This window comes from Enterobacter cloacae complex sp. HYC042_NIDB (assembly GCF_056673315.1).
In genome coordinates this window covers 861,623-878,131 of sequence record NZ_CP109650.1, presented here as the reverse complement: position 1 = coordinate 878,131, position 16,509 = coordinate 861,623, and the positions used below count along the sequence as shown (strand labels likewise).

Sequence of the window (16,509 nt, the reverse complement as noted above, 5' to 3'; positions counted from 1 at the left end):
GAAGCCTATTATCCCTATGTTTTATAATGATAATGGCAACGTGAATACCCTGTTCTGATTGGATTCGCTTTGTTTATAAATCAATCTCCGCAACTAGTTGGTTTATTGAAAAATTGTGACAAAGGCTAGCATTCGGCTACGATGATTTCATCAAACTGTTAACGTGCTACAATTGAACTTGATATATGTCAACGAAGCGTAGTTTTATTGGGTGTCTGGTGTCACTTAGCCTGTTATGTTGCTGTTAAAATGGTTAGGATGACAGCCGTTTTTGACACTGTCGGGTCCAAAGGGAAAGTACCCAAGACCAAGCTAATGATGTTGTTGACGTTGATGGAAAGTGCATCAAGAACGCAATTACGTACTTTAGTCACGTTAAGCCGATCATGTTAATTTGCGACATGTATCAGGCAGGTCAGGGACTTTTGTACTTCCTGTTTCGATTTAGTTGGCAATTTAGGTAGCAAACATGCAGACCCCGCACATTCTTATCGTTGAAGACGAGTTGGTAACACGCAACACGTTAAAGAGCATTTTCGAAGCAGAAGGCTACGATGTCTTTGAAGCGACCGATGGCGCAGAGATGCATCAGATCCTTTCTGAAAATGATATCAACCTGGTGATCATGGATATCAACCTGCCGGGCAAAAACGGTCTTCTGCTGGCGCGCGAACTGCGTGAACAGGCGAACGTCGCGTTAATGTTCCTGACGGGTCGTGATAACGAAGTTGATAAAATTCTTGGCCTGGAGATCGGTGCGGATGACTACATCACCAAACCGTTCAACCCTCGCGAGTTAACCATTCGTGCACGCAACCTGCTGTCCCGCACCATGAACCTGGGCACGGTCAGCGAAGAGCGTCGTAGCGTCGACAGCTACAAATTCAACGGCTGGGAACTTGATATCAATAGCCGTTCGCTGATTAGCCCGAACGGTGAGCAGTATAAGCTGCCGCGCAGCGAATTCCGCGCGATGCTGCACTTCTGCGAAAATCCGGGCAAAATTCAGTCCCGTGCAGAACTGCTGAAGAAAATGACCGGTCGTGAGCTGAAGCCTCATGACCGTACCGTAGACGTGACCATCCGTCGTATTCGTAAGCATTTCGAATCGACGCCTGATACGCCGGAAATCATCGCCACCATCCACGGCGAAGGGTACCGTTTCTGCGGTGATCTGCAGGAGTAATCCCGCAGTTAACGCATGAAAAAACGGCGCATTTGCGCCGTTTTTTTTATTTCCAGATCCGCATTGTGTCGTTATCAGGTTCTGCGGGCGGCGCAGGTCGCTTCGGCTGTGAAAGCGAATACCAGTCGAAATGACGAGTCAGGTACATGACGGCGAACAGCGCCAGCGCGAGAACCGCAGACCCCAACAGCAGTGCACTATCCTCCGAGCGCAGCAGGAACCACATCACCACGTCCAGCCCCAGCAAGGCCAGCACAAACAGTCCGCTGCGCTTCCAGCTTTTCAGCACGGCCTGCAGGTACATTCCGTTCATCGCCGCACCAACCAAACTTGCAACTACCCAGGCTGGCGTAAACCCGACATGTTCTGATAGCGCCAGCAGCACCAGATAGAACAGCACCAGCGACAGCCCCACCAGCAGATACTGCATCGGATGCAGGCGCAGCCCAGTTAAGGTCTCGAAAACAAAGAAGGCCATAAACGTCAGCGCAATCAGCAAAATGGCGTACTTGATCGCCCGATCAGTCAGTTGATACTGATCGGCGGGCGTGGCTACCGTAACGCTGAAGGCGGGGATCGACTCCCATGACGGCGACTCACTTCCGTTGAACCAGCTCTCAAGATTGTTCGCAAACCAGCTGCTCTGCCAGTTCGCCTGAAAACCGGCGTCACCAATTTTATGCTTCACCGGCAGATAATTACCCATAAAGCCAGGATGCGGCCAGTTGCTGTTCAGCGCCATTTCACTGCTACGTCCTACAGGTACCACGGCAAAACTTCCTGTCCCCGTCAGATTCAGCGAAATATCCATAGCAAACGTTTTTAATTCCAGCGCTTTGTCAGTCAGCGGGATATGGATACCGGGAAGCGCGCCATACACGCCTGTACCCGGCTCCACACTTAGCGTCTCGCCGTTGATACTGGAGACTTTCACCGTGCCAATGCCTCGAGCATCGCCCACGCCAACAACGATAAACGGCTGCCCCAGGGTCATCGACTCCCCTTTCAGCTGCGTCATTTTTTCCGTGTTGAATCGGGCTTTTATGTTGAGGTCGGTATTCCAGATCTGTCCGTCATAGATGCCGATATTTCGCGACTCAACGCGCTGGTTACCCTCAACGCGCAGAGACTCCGGCAGGATAAAATGCATATAGCTTTTCTTGTACTCGACTTTTTTCTCATCCTCTAACTTGTAAAAAACCTCGGTTACCGGGATCGCAATCAGCGGGCCGACCAATTTTTGCGGCCCGCTGGTGCTCTGGCGAAGCGTATTTTCGACATCGTTGCGGTAGCTTTCACGCTCTGAAATGAGGTTACTCACCATAAACAGTGGGACTAACAACAGCAGGATGCACCCCAGCAGGGTGCTTACTTTCCAGAACAGGGGGGATTTCATCATTACGTCTCCTTTGTGATGTGGAGAGCGTAACCAGGCTGTGTGGGGCCAGTTTGAAGTTATGTGAAGGGACGGTGAAGTGTCAGCGTGGCTATCACGCCACCTTCATCACGATTACGCAATGTAATCTCTCCGTGGTGCAGACGCGCCACCTCCTGAACAAACGCCAGCCCGAGTCCGCTACTTTTCAACCCGTTCTCGCGCGGCAGGGAATAAAAGCGCTCAAAAATACGCTCCAGCGCATAATCCGGGATCCCGCTTCCGCTGTCGGTGACGATCAGCCGTATCTGCCCCTGCTCTTCCCGGGCCGCCAGTTCAATGGCACCGCCCTGTGGGGTAAAATCGATAGCATTATCCAGTAAATTACCGAGCGCCTGTTCGAGCAGGTCGGGATCGCCTTCAACAAGAAGCGAAGCGGGCTGGAGGGTCAGCGCAATCTTTTTTGCCGCCAATAGCGCCGAACGCGCGTCGGCAAGCCGTGTAAACAGCAGGTCGACGCGGACGGCCTGGGGCGTAATCTCGACCCGATTTTCAAGCCGCGCCTGAGTCAGCAGTTTTTCAACCAGCGACTGCATACGCGCGTTTTGCACCAGAATATTATCGATAAACCGCGCGGCCACCTGCGGCGGCGGCTGCTCGGTGAGGATTTCTGCCGCGCCGCGTATGGCGGCTATTGGGCTTTTCAGCTCGTGGGTCAGCGCATGGACATAGTGTTCAATGTAGTTTTTCCCCTCAAGGCGAATACGCATATTTTCCAGCGCCTGAGCCAGCTTGTGCAGTTCGCTACTGCCTGGATTAGGCAGCGGGAGAGGCGTATCAGTGGTCACCGAGTCGGCATAGCGCGATAACGTACTGATGGAACGATTGATCCACCAGGCGACGAGAAAACCGATCAGTAAAGCAATGCCAAGCAGCGCCCCGCCTGCCCACAATATCCGTCGCTCGCTGCGGTGAATCACCGGTGCCATCGCGCTGTTCGGTTTCCCCACCGACAGCACGCCGATAATCTTGCCCTGCTCAACAACCGGTGCGGCAACATACATCACCGTGCTCTCCGGATCGTCGGGATGGCTCTGGGTACTGCGCGCGCCGTATTGGCCGCGAAGCGTCAGCCAGACATCGTTCCAGCGAGAGTAATCTTGCCCCACGGCCAGGCCGGCAGAATCAAACACGACGCGGCCCTGCGCATCGGTCATGTAGACGTGATACTCGTTGCGCACCTTATGAATGCCGCCGATATTGGCGCGGAAAGGCCGCTGATGGAGCTGTAAAAAGGCCTGCGCCAGTCTGCCCTGCTGCGCATTGCCCGAAAGAAGATCCTCACGCCCAACTTCGGCGAGCAAGGTCGCGGTATCGATCAACGTGCCCTCGGTTGCCCTGCGCACGCCGGGCTTCACTTCCTGAACAAAGATCGACAGCACAAACCATGCGGCGATGGCGACGATCAGGAAGTACCCCAGCAGCAAACGCATTCCGATGCGCATTAATAAAGCCCCAGGCTATAGCCCATACCGCGATGGGTGCTGATGGGTGACAGTTCCTCATTCACTGCCCGCAGCTTGGCGCGAAGGGTCTTGATGTGAGTGTCCACGGTACGATCGTAACTGTCGCCGTCTTCGCCCCACACCTTGTCCATTAACTGTTGCCGAGAGAAAACCCTTCCCGGAGCCTGTAGTAACGTTTTAAGCAGCAAAAACTCATAGCGCGTGAGCGGTAATGCTTCACCGCACCAGCTAATTCGGGCAGCAGCTTCGTTCAGCTCAAACTGTCCGATACGCACCGTCTCCGCTGGGGCGGCGGATTTTTGCATCCGCCGTAAAATGGTCCTTACCCGGGCGCACACCTCACGCGGGGAGAAAGGCTTGGCGACGTAGTCGTCTGCGCCCATTTCCAGGCCGAGGAGTTTATCCACTTCGTCACTGCGTGCCGTCAGAAACAGCACGGGCAGTGACGGATGCTGCGCCAGAAGCTGGCGGCAGAGCTCAAAGCCGCTGATGTCCGGCAGCCCGACGTCAAGAATGGCGAGCGCCGGAGCCTGCTGGCGCGCCGCCTCCAGCACCGGTAAACCGCGCTCAAACGCTTTTACTGCAAATCCTTCCTGCTGAAGCATGTAGATTAGCGTATCGGCGATACTGGTTTCGTCTTCAACCAGCCAGACTACAGGTCGTTGCATGGTTCATCCCTGAATTAATGCCACGGCATAATCGGCACCGCACTAATGGCGTTTTTCGGTGACCCTTCCACCACTTTATCGGAATACGCCAGGTAGGCCAGGGTGTTGCGTTTTGCATCATAGAAACGCACCACCTGCAGCTTTTTAAACACCAGCGAGGTCCGTTTCTGGAACACCACGTCGCCCTGCGCTTTGCCGTTTTTAATTTTATCGCTCAGCTCAACCGGTCCCACCTGCTGACAGGAGATCGCCGCATCGGAAGTGTCTTCCGCCAGCCCCAGGCCGCCTTTAATACCGCCCGTCTTCGCACGGCTGACGTAGCAGGTGACGTTTTTCACGTCCGGATCGTCAAACGCCTCCACCACAATTTTGTGGTCCGGACCGAACATTTTGAACACGGTATCGACAGAACCAATCTGTTCCGCCTGCGCCGCACGGCCCGCTACCAGTAACAGGGCAGTAAGAAGCAAAGTCTTGTATTTCATATTGTTACCATTCTTTAAAATTGCATTGAGCGATTATTCAACACGTTAGTCAAAAATGTAGCAAGATCACAGGATTAGAATATATTCACCCAAAATGAGAGAGAAAAGGCATTAATGCGCAAAAAAAACACTGAATGCTAAAACATCAAAAAATGCTATTATCCGCTAACCTGTTATCAGGCACCTGCTGTTTTAAGGATGAGGATAGTATATGGATCAGGCTGGAATTATTCGCGACCTGCTCACCTGGCTGGAAGGTCATCTCGACCAGCCTTTGTCACTGGATAATGTGGCGGCTAAAGCGGGCTATTCCAAGTGGCATCTGCAAAGGATGTTCAAGGATGTCACCGGTCATGCTATCGGTGCCTATATTCGCGCACGTCGTTTATCGAAATCTGCGGTGGCTTTGCGCCTGACCGCGCGGCCAATTCTGGATATTGCCCTGCAGTACCGTTTTGATTCGCAGCAGACCTTCACCCGCGCCTTTAAAAAACAGTTCTCGTTGACGCCAGCGCTCTATCGCCGCTCGCCTGACTGGAGCTCGTTTGGCATGCGTCCGCCGCTGCGTCTGGGCGAGTTCGCAATGCCGAAATACGAAATGGTCACTCTGCCGGAAACCCATCTGATCGGTACAACCCAGAGCTACTCGTGCTCTCTGGAGCAGATTTCTGAGTTCCGCCATCAGATGCGCGTCCAGTTCTGGCGCGATTTCCTGAGCCATGCGCCGGCCATTCCGCCGATCCTGTATGGCCTCAACGAAACGCACCCAAGCCAGGAAAAAGACGACGAGCAGGAGGTGTTTTACACCACCGCGCTGACGCCGGAGCTGGCGAATGGCTACATTCAGGGTTCGAAGCCGGTCGTGCTGGAAGGCGGCGAGTACGTGATGTTCTCGTATGAAGGACTGGGTACGGGCGTCCAGGAGTTTATCCTGACCGTTTACGGGACGTGCATGCCAATGCTGAATCTGAATCGCCGTAAAGGTCAGGATATCGAGCGCTACTACCCGGCGCAGGATGCCAAACCGGAAGAAGGCCCAATCAATCTGCGTATGGAATTCTTGATTCCTGTCCGTCGTTAACGCTGCAGTTCATCAAGCGCAGGGGCATCGAGATGCGAAATGTCCCCTGCCATCTCCACGACCCAGCCCGACGCCAGCCACGCGCTTTCCTGATAATCAATCCGGGAAATGGAGCAGTTACGCAGGCGTAACCGACGCTCAGCGTAAGCCGGTAACCCCAGAATGGTGCTCACCAGGCAGCCGAGCGCGATACCGTGACTCACCAGCAGCGGACGGCTGCCTGCCGGAAGCTTGAGGCATTCCGCCAGCGCGGCATGCATACGCACGCTCAGCTCCTGCATGGATTCCCCTTCAGGAATACGACCATCTTCGGTACCGTTCACCAGCGTGCGGCGCCAGCCCTCTTCCGTTTCCGTCAGCGTATCAATATGGCGCTTTTCCAGCACACCCATATCCAGCTCGCGCAGGCGCGGCTCAAGCATCACATCGCAGCCGCAGGCGTCGGCAATGATGCGCGCCGTCTGCTGTGTGCGACCTAAATCGCTGGTAATAACGTGGGTAATGCCCAGCGTTCTGGCGCGTTCCGCCACCTGCCACGCTTGCTGCACACCCTTCTCGGTGAGAGGACTGTCTGACTGGCCTTGAATACGTCGCTCGGCGTTCCACTGCGTTTCACCGTGGCGAACAAGGTATACCTGTAACATGCTTTTTTTCCGTTATACTGCGATGAGTTTTTTTGAATCGAGCTTAATTATGCACCATGTTGTCTCTGCTACCACCAATCCTGCCAAAATTCAGGCAATTCTAAAGGCTTTTGAAGAGATTTTCGGCGAAGGATCCTGCCATATTGAGGCCATCGGCGTCGAGAGTGGCGTACCTGAACAGCCGTTTGGCAGCGAGGAAACGCGCGCTGGCGCACGAAATCGCGTGGCAAATGCAAAAGCCGCGGCCCCGAAGGCTGACTACTGGGTCGCCATTGAAGCAGGCATCGACGAAGGCGCAACCTTTAGCTGGGTGGTGATTGAAAGCCGTGAGCAGCGCGGCGAAGCACGCTCAGCCACCCTGCCGCTGCCGGAGATCATTCTGGAAAAAGTCCGTGCAGGTGAAGCGCTCGGGCCGGTGATGTCACAGTACACCGGCATTGATGAGATTGGGCGTAAAGAAGGGGCGATTGGCGTCTTTACGGCGGGTAAGCTCACGCGTTCAGGGGTTTACCATCAGGCGGTGATCCTGGCGCTGAGCCCGTTTCATAACGCCATTTATCGTTGATCGCTCAATAAGACTGATTCGAGCCACTGGCGCAGCTCAACCGGCGCAGACTTCAGGCTGTTCGATCCACGGGTGATCGTCGCGATGCCCGCGCCCAGCTCGTTTTTCAGCTCGCGCTGGCTCATCTCACCGCGCAATAGCTCTTCAATAATCCGCACGCGCGTGCCCAGCGCCTCACGCTCGTCCGGCGTAAGCATCAGCTGCATAAGGGGTAGGTGCAAATCCTGCTCGTAAGACTGGCGAAGCAGCTCCACAAAACGAAGCCACTCCTGGTGACGCTGTTCGGCCATTGCCGAGGAATACGGGGAATGCTGGGTCATGTTATGCTGCCTCTTGTACTCTTTAGCGAGTACAGCATAACACAACCCATGCCGATCAGTAACGTCTCTGCCACTCGGCATCGCTCATCAGGGTATCTTTCTGTCCCATGAAGTAGCGATAGTAGGCGTCATAAGCCAGCACGTTCTTCACGTAGCCGCGCGTTTCCGAGAACGGAATGCTCTCCACGAACGCCACTGCGTCAATGCGTCCTGCACTGTTGCCAAGCCAGGTGCGCACGCGGCCCGGACCGGCGTTATACGCCGCCGACGCGAAGATGCGGTTATTGCCAAACTGCTGATAGACATACTGCAAATAGCTGGTGCCGATGTTGATGTTGGTATCCGGATCGAGAAGCTGTGACGGGCTGCTGTAACCTGGAATGTTGAACATCTTCACCGTATGCGTCGCCGTCCCCGGCATAATTTGCATCAGCCCGCTGGCACCCACCGGTGAACGAACTTTCGGGTTCCAGGCGCTCTCCTGACGGGCAATCGCCATGGCGTAGCTTTGCGGGATATCTTTGCCGCTGGTGTAGCGGTCAAACAGATCTTTATACGCCAGCGGGAAACGCTCTTCGAGATGGTCCCACAGCTTGCCTGAAATCGTCGCCTGCACGCTCAGATCCCACCAGCGATTATCAAACGCATAGCGGGCAAGCTGCGCTTTTTCATCCGTGGTGCGGCTGGTCACCAGGTTGGCCCACTCGCTGCGCGCGGTGTTATCCATGTTCCAGTACATCAGCTCGCGCACGCGCGCCATCTCTGGCCCCTGCGTCAGCGCGGGGTTCGCGTTAGCGGGCGCTTTGTCGATCTTAAGCGTGTACTCCTCGCCCAGCCGTTGCGCCGCCGCCATCGGGTAGAACCCGCGCTGCTGCATCAGCGAGTGAAGAATCTCTTTGGCTTCGTCTTCACGACCGCGCTCCATCAGCAGATCGGCCTGCCAGTAGCGCCATTCGTCCTTCTCTTTGGCTTCCATCGGCAAACGCGCGAGCCAGGTGTTGAGGCCACGGCGGTCGCCGGTGCCCAGCGCCATGCGCACGCGGCGCTCGACAAGCGAGGTCGAGTTTGAGCGCATGATCGCATCGTCACGCCAGCGCGCCTGTTCGTCGGTCACGTCCGTGCCCATCAGTCGCCAGGCCACGATGTCGCGCAGCTCCTGGGTTTGATCTTCATTCAGCTGCTGCGCCTGCACCAGCTGCGGGATCATCAGCCGCGCGTTTTCGACATCGTCACGCGCCACGCTGGCAAAAGCCACCGCCGCCATCTGGCGGGTAAAATCGGTCGAGCCCGTGCTGCGGGCAAAGGTCAGGACGCTGTTCGGATCGTTTGCCAGCGCGATAACCGCCGAGGAGATCGTCTGGTAATCGGACGGCATCTGCCCTGCCAGTGCGGTTACCAGACGCGTGTTGCCGGCTTTCATCGCCAGGCGGATGCGCTCAAGGTAGGCCAGCGGATCCTGCTTGCCGGAAGCGCGCCATGCGCCGAACAGGGAATCACAGGCGTTCGGCTGGCTTTTGCCGGTCAGCCACAGATCTTTCGCCCCGGCCCAGGCCTCTTCCTGCTGCCCGGTCGCCCATTTCGCATAGTAGTAATTACACTGCGCTTCGGTGGTATTCGGCTTGTCAGGGCTAAACGCCAGCAGGCCTCGCCAGTCTTCACGTCGCGCCAGCTCATTCACAAAACGAGACTGGAGATTTCGGGCAGGCGGCAGGGTCGGGTTCGCCTGAATGAAATTATTCACGGTGACGGTCGGCTGGTTCATCAGATCGTCGGTAATCTGGCGATACTCCAGATACGGATACAGCGGATAATCCTTGAGCGTCGGCATCAGCGCCTGCACGGTATCCATCTGCTTATTGTCCCACGCCTGTTTAATCTGGGCGTAGCGGTTACGTTGTTCATCCAGTGAATCGGCATGCACCGCCTGGCTTACCGCCATTACGCATACGCTGGCAGCCAGCAGACGCCAGACCACCCGTTTGGCTTTTTCCACAAGCTCTTCCTCATTGTTTTTTCGTCAATTGCAGCGTCTTGCCACGTCAAAGTCACAACAACTTATGCTAACCAGGCATCCAGCAACGCGCCACGTCATGGACACTTTTTTACCTTTCTTGCGCGTTTTAACACTCCCGACGTTCCTGGCTGGGATTAGGGCGTGAAAAAGGCTACACTTCGAGGCTGAAATTCCTTCTCATTTACGATAAAAGAGGCGAAGTCCACGTGGCTCAATTCGTTTATACCATGCATCGTGTCGGCAAAGTTGTCCCGCCGAAACGTCATATTCTTAAAAATATCTCGCTGAGCTTCTTCCCGGGCGCAAAAATTGGTGTGCTGGGTCTCAACGGTGCCGGTAAGTCCACCCTGCTGCGCATCATGGCCGGCATCGATACAGACATCGAAGGTGAAGCCCGTCCGCAGCCAGGCATCAAGATCGGCTACCTGCCGCAGGAACCTCAGCTGAACCCGGAACACACCGTACGTGAATCCGTTGAAGAAGCGGTATCCGAAGTGGTTAACGCGCTGAAAGGTCTGGATGAAGTGTATGCCAAATACGCCGAGCCGGATGCGGACTTCGACAAACTGGCCGCTCAGCAGGGCAAATATGAAGAGATCATCCAGGCGCACGACGGTCACAACCTGAACGTGCAACTGGAGCGCGCGGCCGATGCCCTGCGTCTGCCGGACTGGGATGCGAAAATCGCGAATCTCTCCGGTGGTGAACGCCGCCGCGTGGCGCTGTGCCGCCTGCTGCTGGAAAAACCAGACATGCTGCTGCTCGACGAACCGACCAACCACCTGGATGCGGAATCCGTGGCGTGGCTGGAGCGCTTCCTGCACGACTTCGAAGGCACCGTGGTGGCAATTACCCACGACCGTTACTTCCTCGACAACGTCGCCGGCTGGATCCTGGAGCTGGACCGCGGTGAAGGTATTCCGTGGGAAGGCAACTACTCTTCCTGGCTGGAGCAAAAAGATCAACGTCTGGCGCAGGAAGCGTCTCAGGAAGCGGCCCGTCGCAAGTCTATCGAGAAAGAGCTGGAGTGGGTTCGTCAGGGCGCGAAAGGCCGTCAGTCTAAGGGCAAAGCCCGTCTGGCACGCTTTGAAGAGCTGAACAACACCGAATACCAGAAACGTAACGAAACCAACGAACTGTTTATTCCACCTGGAGCACGTCTGGGGGATAAAGTGGTTGAAGTGACCAACCTGCGTAAGTCCTACGGTGACCGCGTGCTGATCGACGATCTGACCTTCTCCGTACCGAAAGGCGCTATCGTTGGCATCATCGGTCCGAACGGCGCGGGTAAATCGACCCTGTTCCGCATGATGTCCGGTCAGGAACAGCCAGACAGCGGCTCAATCACCCTGGGTGAAACCGTGAAGCTGGCCTCCGTTGACCAGTTCCGTGACGCGATGGATAACAGCAAAACCGTGTGGGAAGAAGTCTCCGGCGGTCTGGATATCATGCGTATCGGCAACACCGAGATGCCAAGCCGCGCCTACGTTGGCCGCTTTAACTTTAAGGGCACCGACCAGGGCAAACGCGTGGGCGAGCTGTCCGGCGGCGAGCGTGGTCGTCTGCACCTGGCGAAGCTGCTGCAGGTGGGCGGTAACGTTCTGTTGCTCGATGAACCGACCAACGACCTGGATATCGAAACCCTGCGCGCACTGGAAAACGCCCTGCTGGAATTCCCGGGCTGCGCCATGGTTATCTCGCACGACCGCTGGTTCCTGGACCGTATCGCGACCCACATCCTGGACTACCAGGACGAAGGTAAAGTGGAGTTCTTCGAAGGTAACTTCACCGAATACGAAGAGTACAAAAAACGCACGCTGGGCGCAGACGCGCTGGAGCCGAAGCGTATTAAGTACAAGCGTATTGCGAAATAAAAGCAAAACGGCAACCTCGGTTGCCGTTTTTTATTCAGGGTGAGGGCATCAGACCGCACAACATCACCCACCCACGTAATACCGCTTCACCTCATCAAACTGCATCGCAAACTCGATATAGCTCATCAGCGCGGGCGAATTCAGCTTCCGGCTCGGATAGGCCAGCCAGAGATCGTTACCTTCAACGCGCCATTCCGGCAGCACCTGAACCAACGCCCCCTTTTCGATCTTATCTTCCAGCAGAAATGCGGGTAGCAGCGTGATCCCCGCCCCGGCAATCGCGCATTCGCGGGCGTACACCAGATTATCGGTCATGTGGCCGTTGTCCGGCAGGTAGCGGTAATCCTCACCCTCGCTTCGCAGCAGCCATTCCGACCACGCCCGGTGCGTAATACAGCGGTGCTCCACCAGCTGTCGGGGATGGATTAACGGCTCCCGGCGTGCCAGATAATCCGGCGAGGCCAGCATGTAGCGCGGGCAGTGCCCGATCATTCTGCCTATCAGAGAGGAGTCCTGCGGCTTGCCGGTGCGCAGCGCCACGTCAAAACCGGACTCGACCAGGTCCACCACGTCGTCAGAGATCGATACATCGAGCGACACGTCAGGATAGCGAAGCTGAAACTCGGCATTCATATGCGCCAGCAGGGTCGCGCCAATCCCCGCCGGGCAGGTAATACGCAGCCGGCCGCTGGGGTTTTCACGCAGGCGCTGAATGGCGTACTCCGCCCGCTCGCTGGCCGCCAGCATCTCCCGACAGTGCACCAGATAGTGCTCGCCCGCGAACGTCAGGCTGATCCTGCGCGTGGTGCGATTCAGCAGACGGATCCCCACCTGCTGCTCCAGCAGGCTGATCCGCTGGCTGACGCTGGATTTCGGCAGTTCGGCTTTCTGCGCCGCCGCGGTGAAACTGCCCATCTCCGCCACCAGCGCAAACAGCGCCATATCCTGCAGCTGTTTAAACATGATTGTTCACTCTGTACGAACGCTGAGTTCATGATTGTCCATCTTATCATGCGGCTGGCCACTTAATAGACTAGCCTCAACAAAACGCATTCCATTGAGGAGCACACCATGTCAGTGAAAGCCATTGCCGTTAACCCAGAAAATCCGTCCACCTTCATTGAAATCACCCCGCCAATGCCGACGCCCGGCGAACACGATCTGCTGGTAGAGGTGAAAGCCGTATCGATTAACCCGGTTGATACCAAAGTGCATGCAGGCATCGCCAAAAATGGGCTGAACGAGCCGCGAATTCTGGGGTGGGATGCCAGCGGGGTCGTCAAAGCCGCTGGAGCTGGCGTCACCGGCTTCAAACCAGGTGATGAGGTGTGGTACGCGGGCGACATCACCCGCCCGGGCAGCAATACCACTCATCAGCTGATAGATGCGCGCATTGTCGGCCACAAGCCTGCCAGCCTCGGCTGGGCGGCAGCCGCTGCGCTACCCTTAACTGCGCTCACCGCGTGGGAAGGTCTGTTTGAACGGCTGAACATTCAGGATGCCGAAGCGGACAAAACCCTGCTGATCATCGGCGGCGCGGGCGGCGTGGGATCGCTGGCGATCCCGTTTGCGAAGCACAACAGCAAGGTGAAGATTATCGCAACCGCTTCACGAGAAGATTCCGCCCAATGGTGCCGCGATCGCGGTGCTGACGTAGTGGTCAACTACCGCGATCTAAAAGGCGAGCTGGCGAAGCAGGGACTTACCTTCGTGGATTATATTTTCATCCTCAACGACACCGACGGGCATTGGGATGCGGTCAGTGAACTGATTGCGCCGCAGGGGCATATTTGTTCCATCGTTGAGAATGAACATCCGCTGAACCAGGACAAGCTGAAGTCCAAATCCGCCGCCCTGCACTGGGAGTTTATGTACACCCGCAGCATGTACAAGACGGCTGATATGGCGCGTCAGGGTGAGATCTTAAATGAGGTGGCGAAGCTGGTAGATAACGGCGTGGTGGAAAGCTCGCTCAGCGAAACGCTGCACGGGCTGAGCGTGGAAAGCATTACCGAAGCGCACCGTAAGGTGCTGGAGGGGCATATGCGCGGGAAGGTGGTGGTTGAGTTCTGAGGTATTCCCCCCTCACCCCAAAAGGGCGAGGGGGAAGTTATTACCCCTGCTCCCCCATCATCTCCTTCACCAGCTCGACGCAGCGCAGGAAGCGGGTGTCATAATCCGACTCTTCCACATGCACAAACTCAACGTTGTTCTCGTTGAGCATCTCCACCAGCATGGTCTGGAACTCGCGCCTGTCCACCGAGCTGCCCAGGCTGCGCATGCCGTCGGCCACCCACGGGGTGTTGTTTTCCAGCAGGATCACCAGGTCAAAGCGGTATTCGTCAATCAGCGCCTGCACGAACGGGTGCTCGCGCCCCTCGTACTTTTTACAGAACGCCTGCGTGGTGACGAAATCGGTATCAATAAACGCCACTTTGTTAGCGTATTTCACCGCGAAATCAATGTACTGGGCATGCCCGAGCGCGATTTTATCGTAGTCGGAATACTGCAGTGCCATCTCGTCGCCGCCGAGGTGAGAGAATACATAATCGCGTCCATACTCCCACGCGCTGGTGGTGTTGAAGATGTTCGCCAGCTTGTTGACCAGCGTTGATTTACCGCTCGACTCGCCGCCCAGAATAGCCACCGTACGCACGAAGAACGGCTTCACTTCGGTCGGAATATAATCCCAGTAGCGGAACGGGTTCTCGCGGATCTGCGCCCCGCTGATGTTCATAAAGGTGCGTTTCGGGTCGATCAGCACCGTCTCGATGCCCAGATGCTCGCGGAACTGCGGCGCGTCGGACTCTTCAGAGGTGTAGATCCAGTTAGGTGCAATGCCCTTCTCTTCCATAAACGCTTTGATGCCGTTGCTCCACACGTCCCAGCCGTGCGGGTACGGCTCCATGCCCTCTTCGTTAAAGGCATGAATGCGAATGTTTTTCTGGTACTTAAAGGTCTGAAGCAGCCAGCGCAGACGGTCAGGCACGGTGGGCTGCTGCGACATGGCGCTGTCTTCGAAGAGCTGGCGATCGCGCGTTTCGTCGTAGCCCATGATGATGTGCAGCTCGTCCACCTGGCTACAGGCGCGCTGGATCAGATAGATATGCCCGGTATGCAGCGGATAAAACTTGCCGAACACCACGCCGATGTTCTTTTGCATTCGCGGGAACTCCAGCCCCAGAAAGCGGTGCAGCGCTTCAAGCTTCTGCGCGCTGGGGCTTTTGATTTTGGCGTTCAGCAACTGGCTCAGGTAGCCTTTGGTCATGCCGCTGGCGTCCGCCACCTGCTGCAGCGTGCAGCCCTTCTGGCGGATCGCGGTCTTGATGTAGTCAAATGATGACATAAATTACGGTGCCTCCTGCAAAATCGAATACGTAATTATAAGTCGTCAAAGACATTTAACGCATCTGCGAGTTTCTTAACGCCAAAGACCTGCATCCCTTCCGGGATTTTTTTCGGTACGTTGGCGGCGGGAACGATCGCCCGACGGAAGCCGTGCTTTGCCGCCTCGGAGATACGCTCCTGGCCGCTCGGCACCGGACGGATTTCCCCGGCCAGACCCACTTCACCGAAGACGACCAGATCCTGCGGTAGCGGTCTGTCGCGCAGGCTGGAGACCATCGCCAGCAGCAGCGCCAGGTCTGCGCTGGTCTCAGTGACTTTCACCCCGCCAACCACGTTGACGAACACATCCTGATCCGCCATCTGCAGGCCGCCGTGACGGTGCAGCACCGCCAGCAGGATCGCCAGGCGGTTCTGCTCCAGACCGACCGCCACGCGCCGCGGGTTACCCATCATCGAGTGATCCACCAGCGCCTGAATTTCAACCAACAGCGGGCGCGTCCCTTCCCACAGCACCATTACCGAACTGCCGGAGGTGATCTCATCGCCGCGGCTCAGGAAGATGGCCGACGGGTTGCTGACCTCGCGCAGCCCCTGCTCGGTCATAGCAAACACACCCAGCTCATTCACCGCGCCGAAGCGGTTTTTGTGGCTGCGCAGGGTGCGGAAGCGGGAATCCGCGTCGCCGTCGAGCATCACCGAGCAGTCGATACAGTGTTCGAGCACCTTTGGACCCGCCAGAGAGCCATCTTTGGTCACATGGCCGACCATCACAATCGCCACGCCGCGCGTTTTGGCAAAGCGCGTCAGGTAAGCGGCGGTCTCACGCACCTGCGCCACGCTGCCCGGCGAGGACTGAATGTCCGCCATGTGCATTACCTGGATGGAGTCGATCACCATCAGCTTCGGCTGCTCTTCTTCGGCGATCATGCAGATCTGCTCGATGCTGGTTTCCGACAGCATGTTCAGGTTACCGGTCGGCAGGCCGAGACGGTGAGCGCGCATCGCCACCTGCTGGAGGGATTCTTCACCCGTCACGTACAGGGTTTTCATCTGTTCGGCGAGCTTGCAGAGCGTTTGCAGCAGCAGGGTCGATTTCCCCGCCCCCGGGTTACCGCCGATCAGAATCGCGCTGCCCGGCACCACGCCGCCGCCGAGCACGCGGTCAAACTCTTTGAAGCCGGTGGAAAAGCGCGGCAGCGCTTCCAGGCTGATATCAGAAAGCTTTTGCACCTTCGACACGCCTGCATTGCCCGCATAGCCGCTCAGGCGCTCATTGCGGGCCACGCTCGGCGAAGCCGCCACACCACGCACTTCGGTGATGGTGTTCCAGGCATGACAGGCGCTGCATTGCCCCTGCCAGCGCGGATAATCCGCACCACATTCATTACAGACAAATGCGCGTTTTGGAGCTTTCGCCACGGTT

The 16,509-nt window shown here is 56.6% G+C and carries 16 protein-coding genes; 5 read left to right on the top strand and 11 right to left on the bottom strand.

What is annotated here, in order from left to right:
* Positions 1-233: 233 nt before the first annotated feature.
* A complete protein-coding gene (gene yjjY / locus OKF39_RS04230) occupies positions 234-374 on the bottom strand; it encodes a YjjY family protein (RefSeq protein ID WP_085928893.1) in 141 nt (46 codons plus the stop codon).
* A 95-nt stretch (positions 375-469) separates the two neighbouring features.
* Between yjjY and arcA the strand changes: the two genes are divergently transcribed.
* On the top strand, positions 470-1,186 hold the full coding sequence (arcA, locus tag OKF39_RS04225) for a two-component system response regulator ArcA (protein WP_003856501.1): 717 nt from the start codon (positions 470-472) through the stop codon (positions 1,184-1,186).
* 46 nt (positions 1,187-1,232) lie between these two features.
* Here arcA and creD read toward each other — a convergent pair whose 3' ends face one another.
* From creD to creA, 4 genes are read right to left on the bottom strand one after another with little or no spacing between them, the layout of a single operon-like run.
* Positions 1,233-2,585 (bottom strand): cell envelope integrity protein CreD, encoded by a 1,353-nt coding sequence (creD, locus tag OKF39_RS04220; RefSeq protein ID WP_059357850.1) that lies wholly within the window; start codon positions 2,583-2,585, stop codon positions 1,233-1,235.
* 56 nt (positions 2,586-2,641) lie between these two features.
* Complete coding sequence (gene creC / locus OKF39_RS04215; protein ID WP_248071470.1) at positions 2,642-4,066, bottom strand: two-component system sensor histidine kinase CreC; 1,425 nt, start codon at positions 4,064-4,066, stop codon at positions 2,642-2,644.
* Positions 4,066-4,755 carry a two-component system response regulator CreB gene (gene creB, locus OKF39_RS04210; RefSeq protein WP_047363400.1) on the bottom strand — a complete coding sequence of 230 codons (690 nt, stop codon included), beginning with the start codon at positions 4,753-4,755 and terminating at the stop codon, positions 4,066-4,068. The genes creC and creB overlap by 1 nt, the downstream gene beginning before the upstream one ends.
* A gap of 14 nt (positions 4,756-4,769) precedes the next feature.
* The gene (gene creA / locus OKF39_RS04205) at positions 4,770-5,240 is read right to left on the bottom strand and encodes a protein CreA (protein ID WP_014882476.1); all 471 of its coding nucleotides are present in this window, start codon (positions 5,238-5,240) and stop codon (positions 4,770-4,772) included.
* Positions 5,241-5,451: 211 nt separating this feature from the next.
* Here creA and robA point away from each other — a divergent pair, with 211 nt between their 5' ends.
* On the top strand, positions 5,452-6,321 hold the full coding sequence (gene robA, locus OKF39_RS04200) for an MDR efflux pump AcrAB transcriptional activator RobA (protein ID WP_028015450.1): 870 nt from the start codon (positions 5,452-5,454) through the stop codon (positions 6,319-6,321).
* Here robA and gpmB read toward each other — a convergent pair.
* Positions 6,318-6,965 (bottom strand): 2,3-diphosphoglycerate-dependent phosphoglycerate mutase GpmB, encoded by a 648-nt coding sequence (gene gpmB, locus OKF39_RS04195; RefSeq protein WP_008502057.1) that lies wholly within the window; start codon positions 6,963-6,965, stop codon positions 6,318-6,320. The two genes, robA and gpmB, sit on opposite strands and share 4 nt — an antisense overlap.
* 49 nt (positions 6,966-7,014) lie before the next feature.
* Here gpmB and yjjX point away from each other — a divergent pair, with 49 nt between their 5' ends.
* Complete coding sequence (yjjX, locus tag OKF39_RS04190) at positions 7,015-7,530, top strand: inosine/xanthosine triphosphatase (protein ID WP_045259419.1); 516 nt, start codon at positions 7,015-7,017, stop codon at positions 7,528-7,530.
* Here yjjX and trpR read toward each other — a convergent pair.
* Both trpR and sltY read right to left on the bottom strand, forming a co-directional pair.
* Entirely contained in the window at positions 7,521-7,850 is a 330-nt protein-coding gene (gene trpR, locus OKF39_RS04185) for a trp operon repressor (RefSeq protein ID WP_024907404.1), read from the bottom strand. The two genes, yjjX and trpR, sit on opposite strands and share 10 nt — an antisense overlap.
* Before the next feature lie 55 nt (positions 7,851-7,905).
* Positions 7,906-9,843 carry a murein transglycosylase gene (gene sltY / locus OKF39_RS04180; RefSeq protein WP_048960647.1) on the bottom strand — a complete coding sequence of 646 codons (1,938 nt, stop codon included), beginning with the start codon at positions 9,841-9,843 and terminating at the stop codon, positions 7,906-7,908.
* A gap of 227 nt (positions 9,844-10,070) precedes the next feature.
* On the opposite strand from sltY, the gene ettA reads away from it, so the two are divergent.
* Positions 10,071-11,738 carry an energy-dependent translational throttle protein EttA gene (ettA, locus tag OKF39_RS04175; RefSeq protein ID WP_003856515.1) on the top strand — a complete coding sequence of 556 codons (1,668 nt, stop codon included), beginning with the start codon at positions 10,071-10,073 and terminating at the stop codon, positions 11,736-11,738.
* 63 nt (positions 11,739-11,801) lie between these two features.
* Here the strand turns inward: ettA and OKF39_RS04170 are convergent, their stop codons facing one another.
* Positions 11,802-12,701 carry a LysR family transcriptional regulator gene (locus OKF39_RS04170; RefSeq protein WP_479983510.1) on the bottom strand — a complete coding sequence of 300 codons (900 nt, stop codon included), beginning with the start codon at positions 12,699-12,701 and terminating at the stop codon, positions 11,802-11,804.
* A gap of 108 nt (positions 12,702-12,809) precedes the next feature.
* On the opposite strand from OKF39_RS04170, the gene OKF39_RS04165 reads away from it, so the two are divergent.
* On the top strand, positions 12,810-13,811 hold the full coding sequence (locus OKF39_RS04165) for a zinc-binding alcohol dehydrogenase family protein (protein ID WP_049137695.1): 1,002 nt from the start codon (positions 12,810-12,812) through the stop codon (positions 13,809-13,811).
* A gap of 40 nt (positions 13,812-13,851) precedes the next feature.
* On the opposite strand, the gene nadR is transcribed toward OKF39_RS04165, so the two are convergent.
* Complete coding sequence (gene nadR / locus OKF39_RS04160) at positions 13,852-15,084, bottom strand: multifunctional transcriptional regulator/nicotinamide-nucleotide adenylyltransferase/ribosylnicotinamide kinase NadR (protein WP_003856522.1); 1,233 nt, start codon at positions 15,082-15,084, stop codon at positions 13,852-13,854.
* 35 nt (positions 15,085-15,119) lie between these two features.
* Entirely contained in the window at positions 15,120-16,505 is a 1,386-nt protein-coding gene (gene radA, locus OKF39_RS04155) for a DNA repair protein RadA (protein WP_003856523.1), read from the bottom strand.
* Between the last annotated feature and the right edge of the window lie 4 nt (positions 16,506-16,509).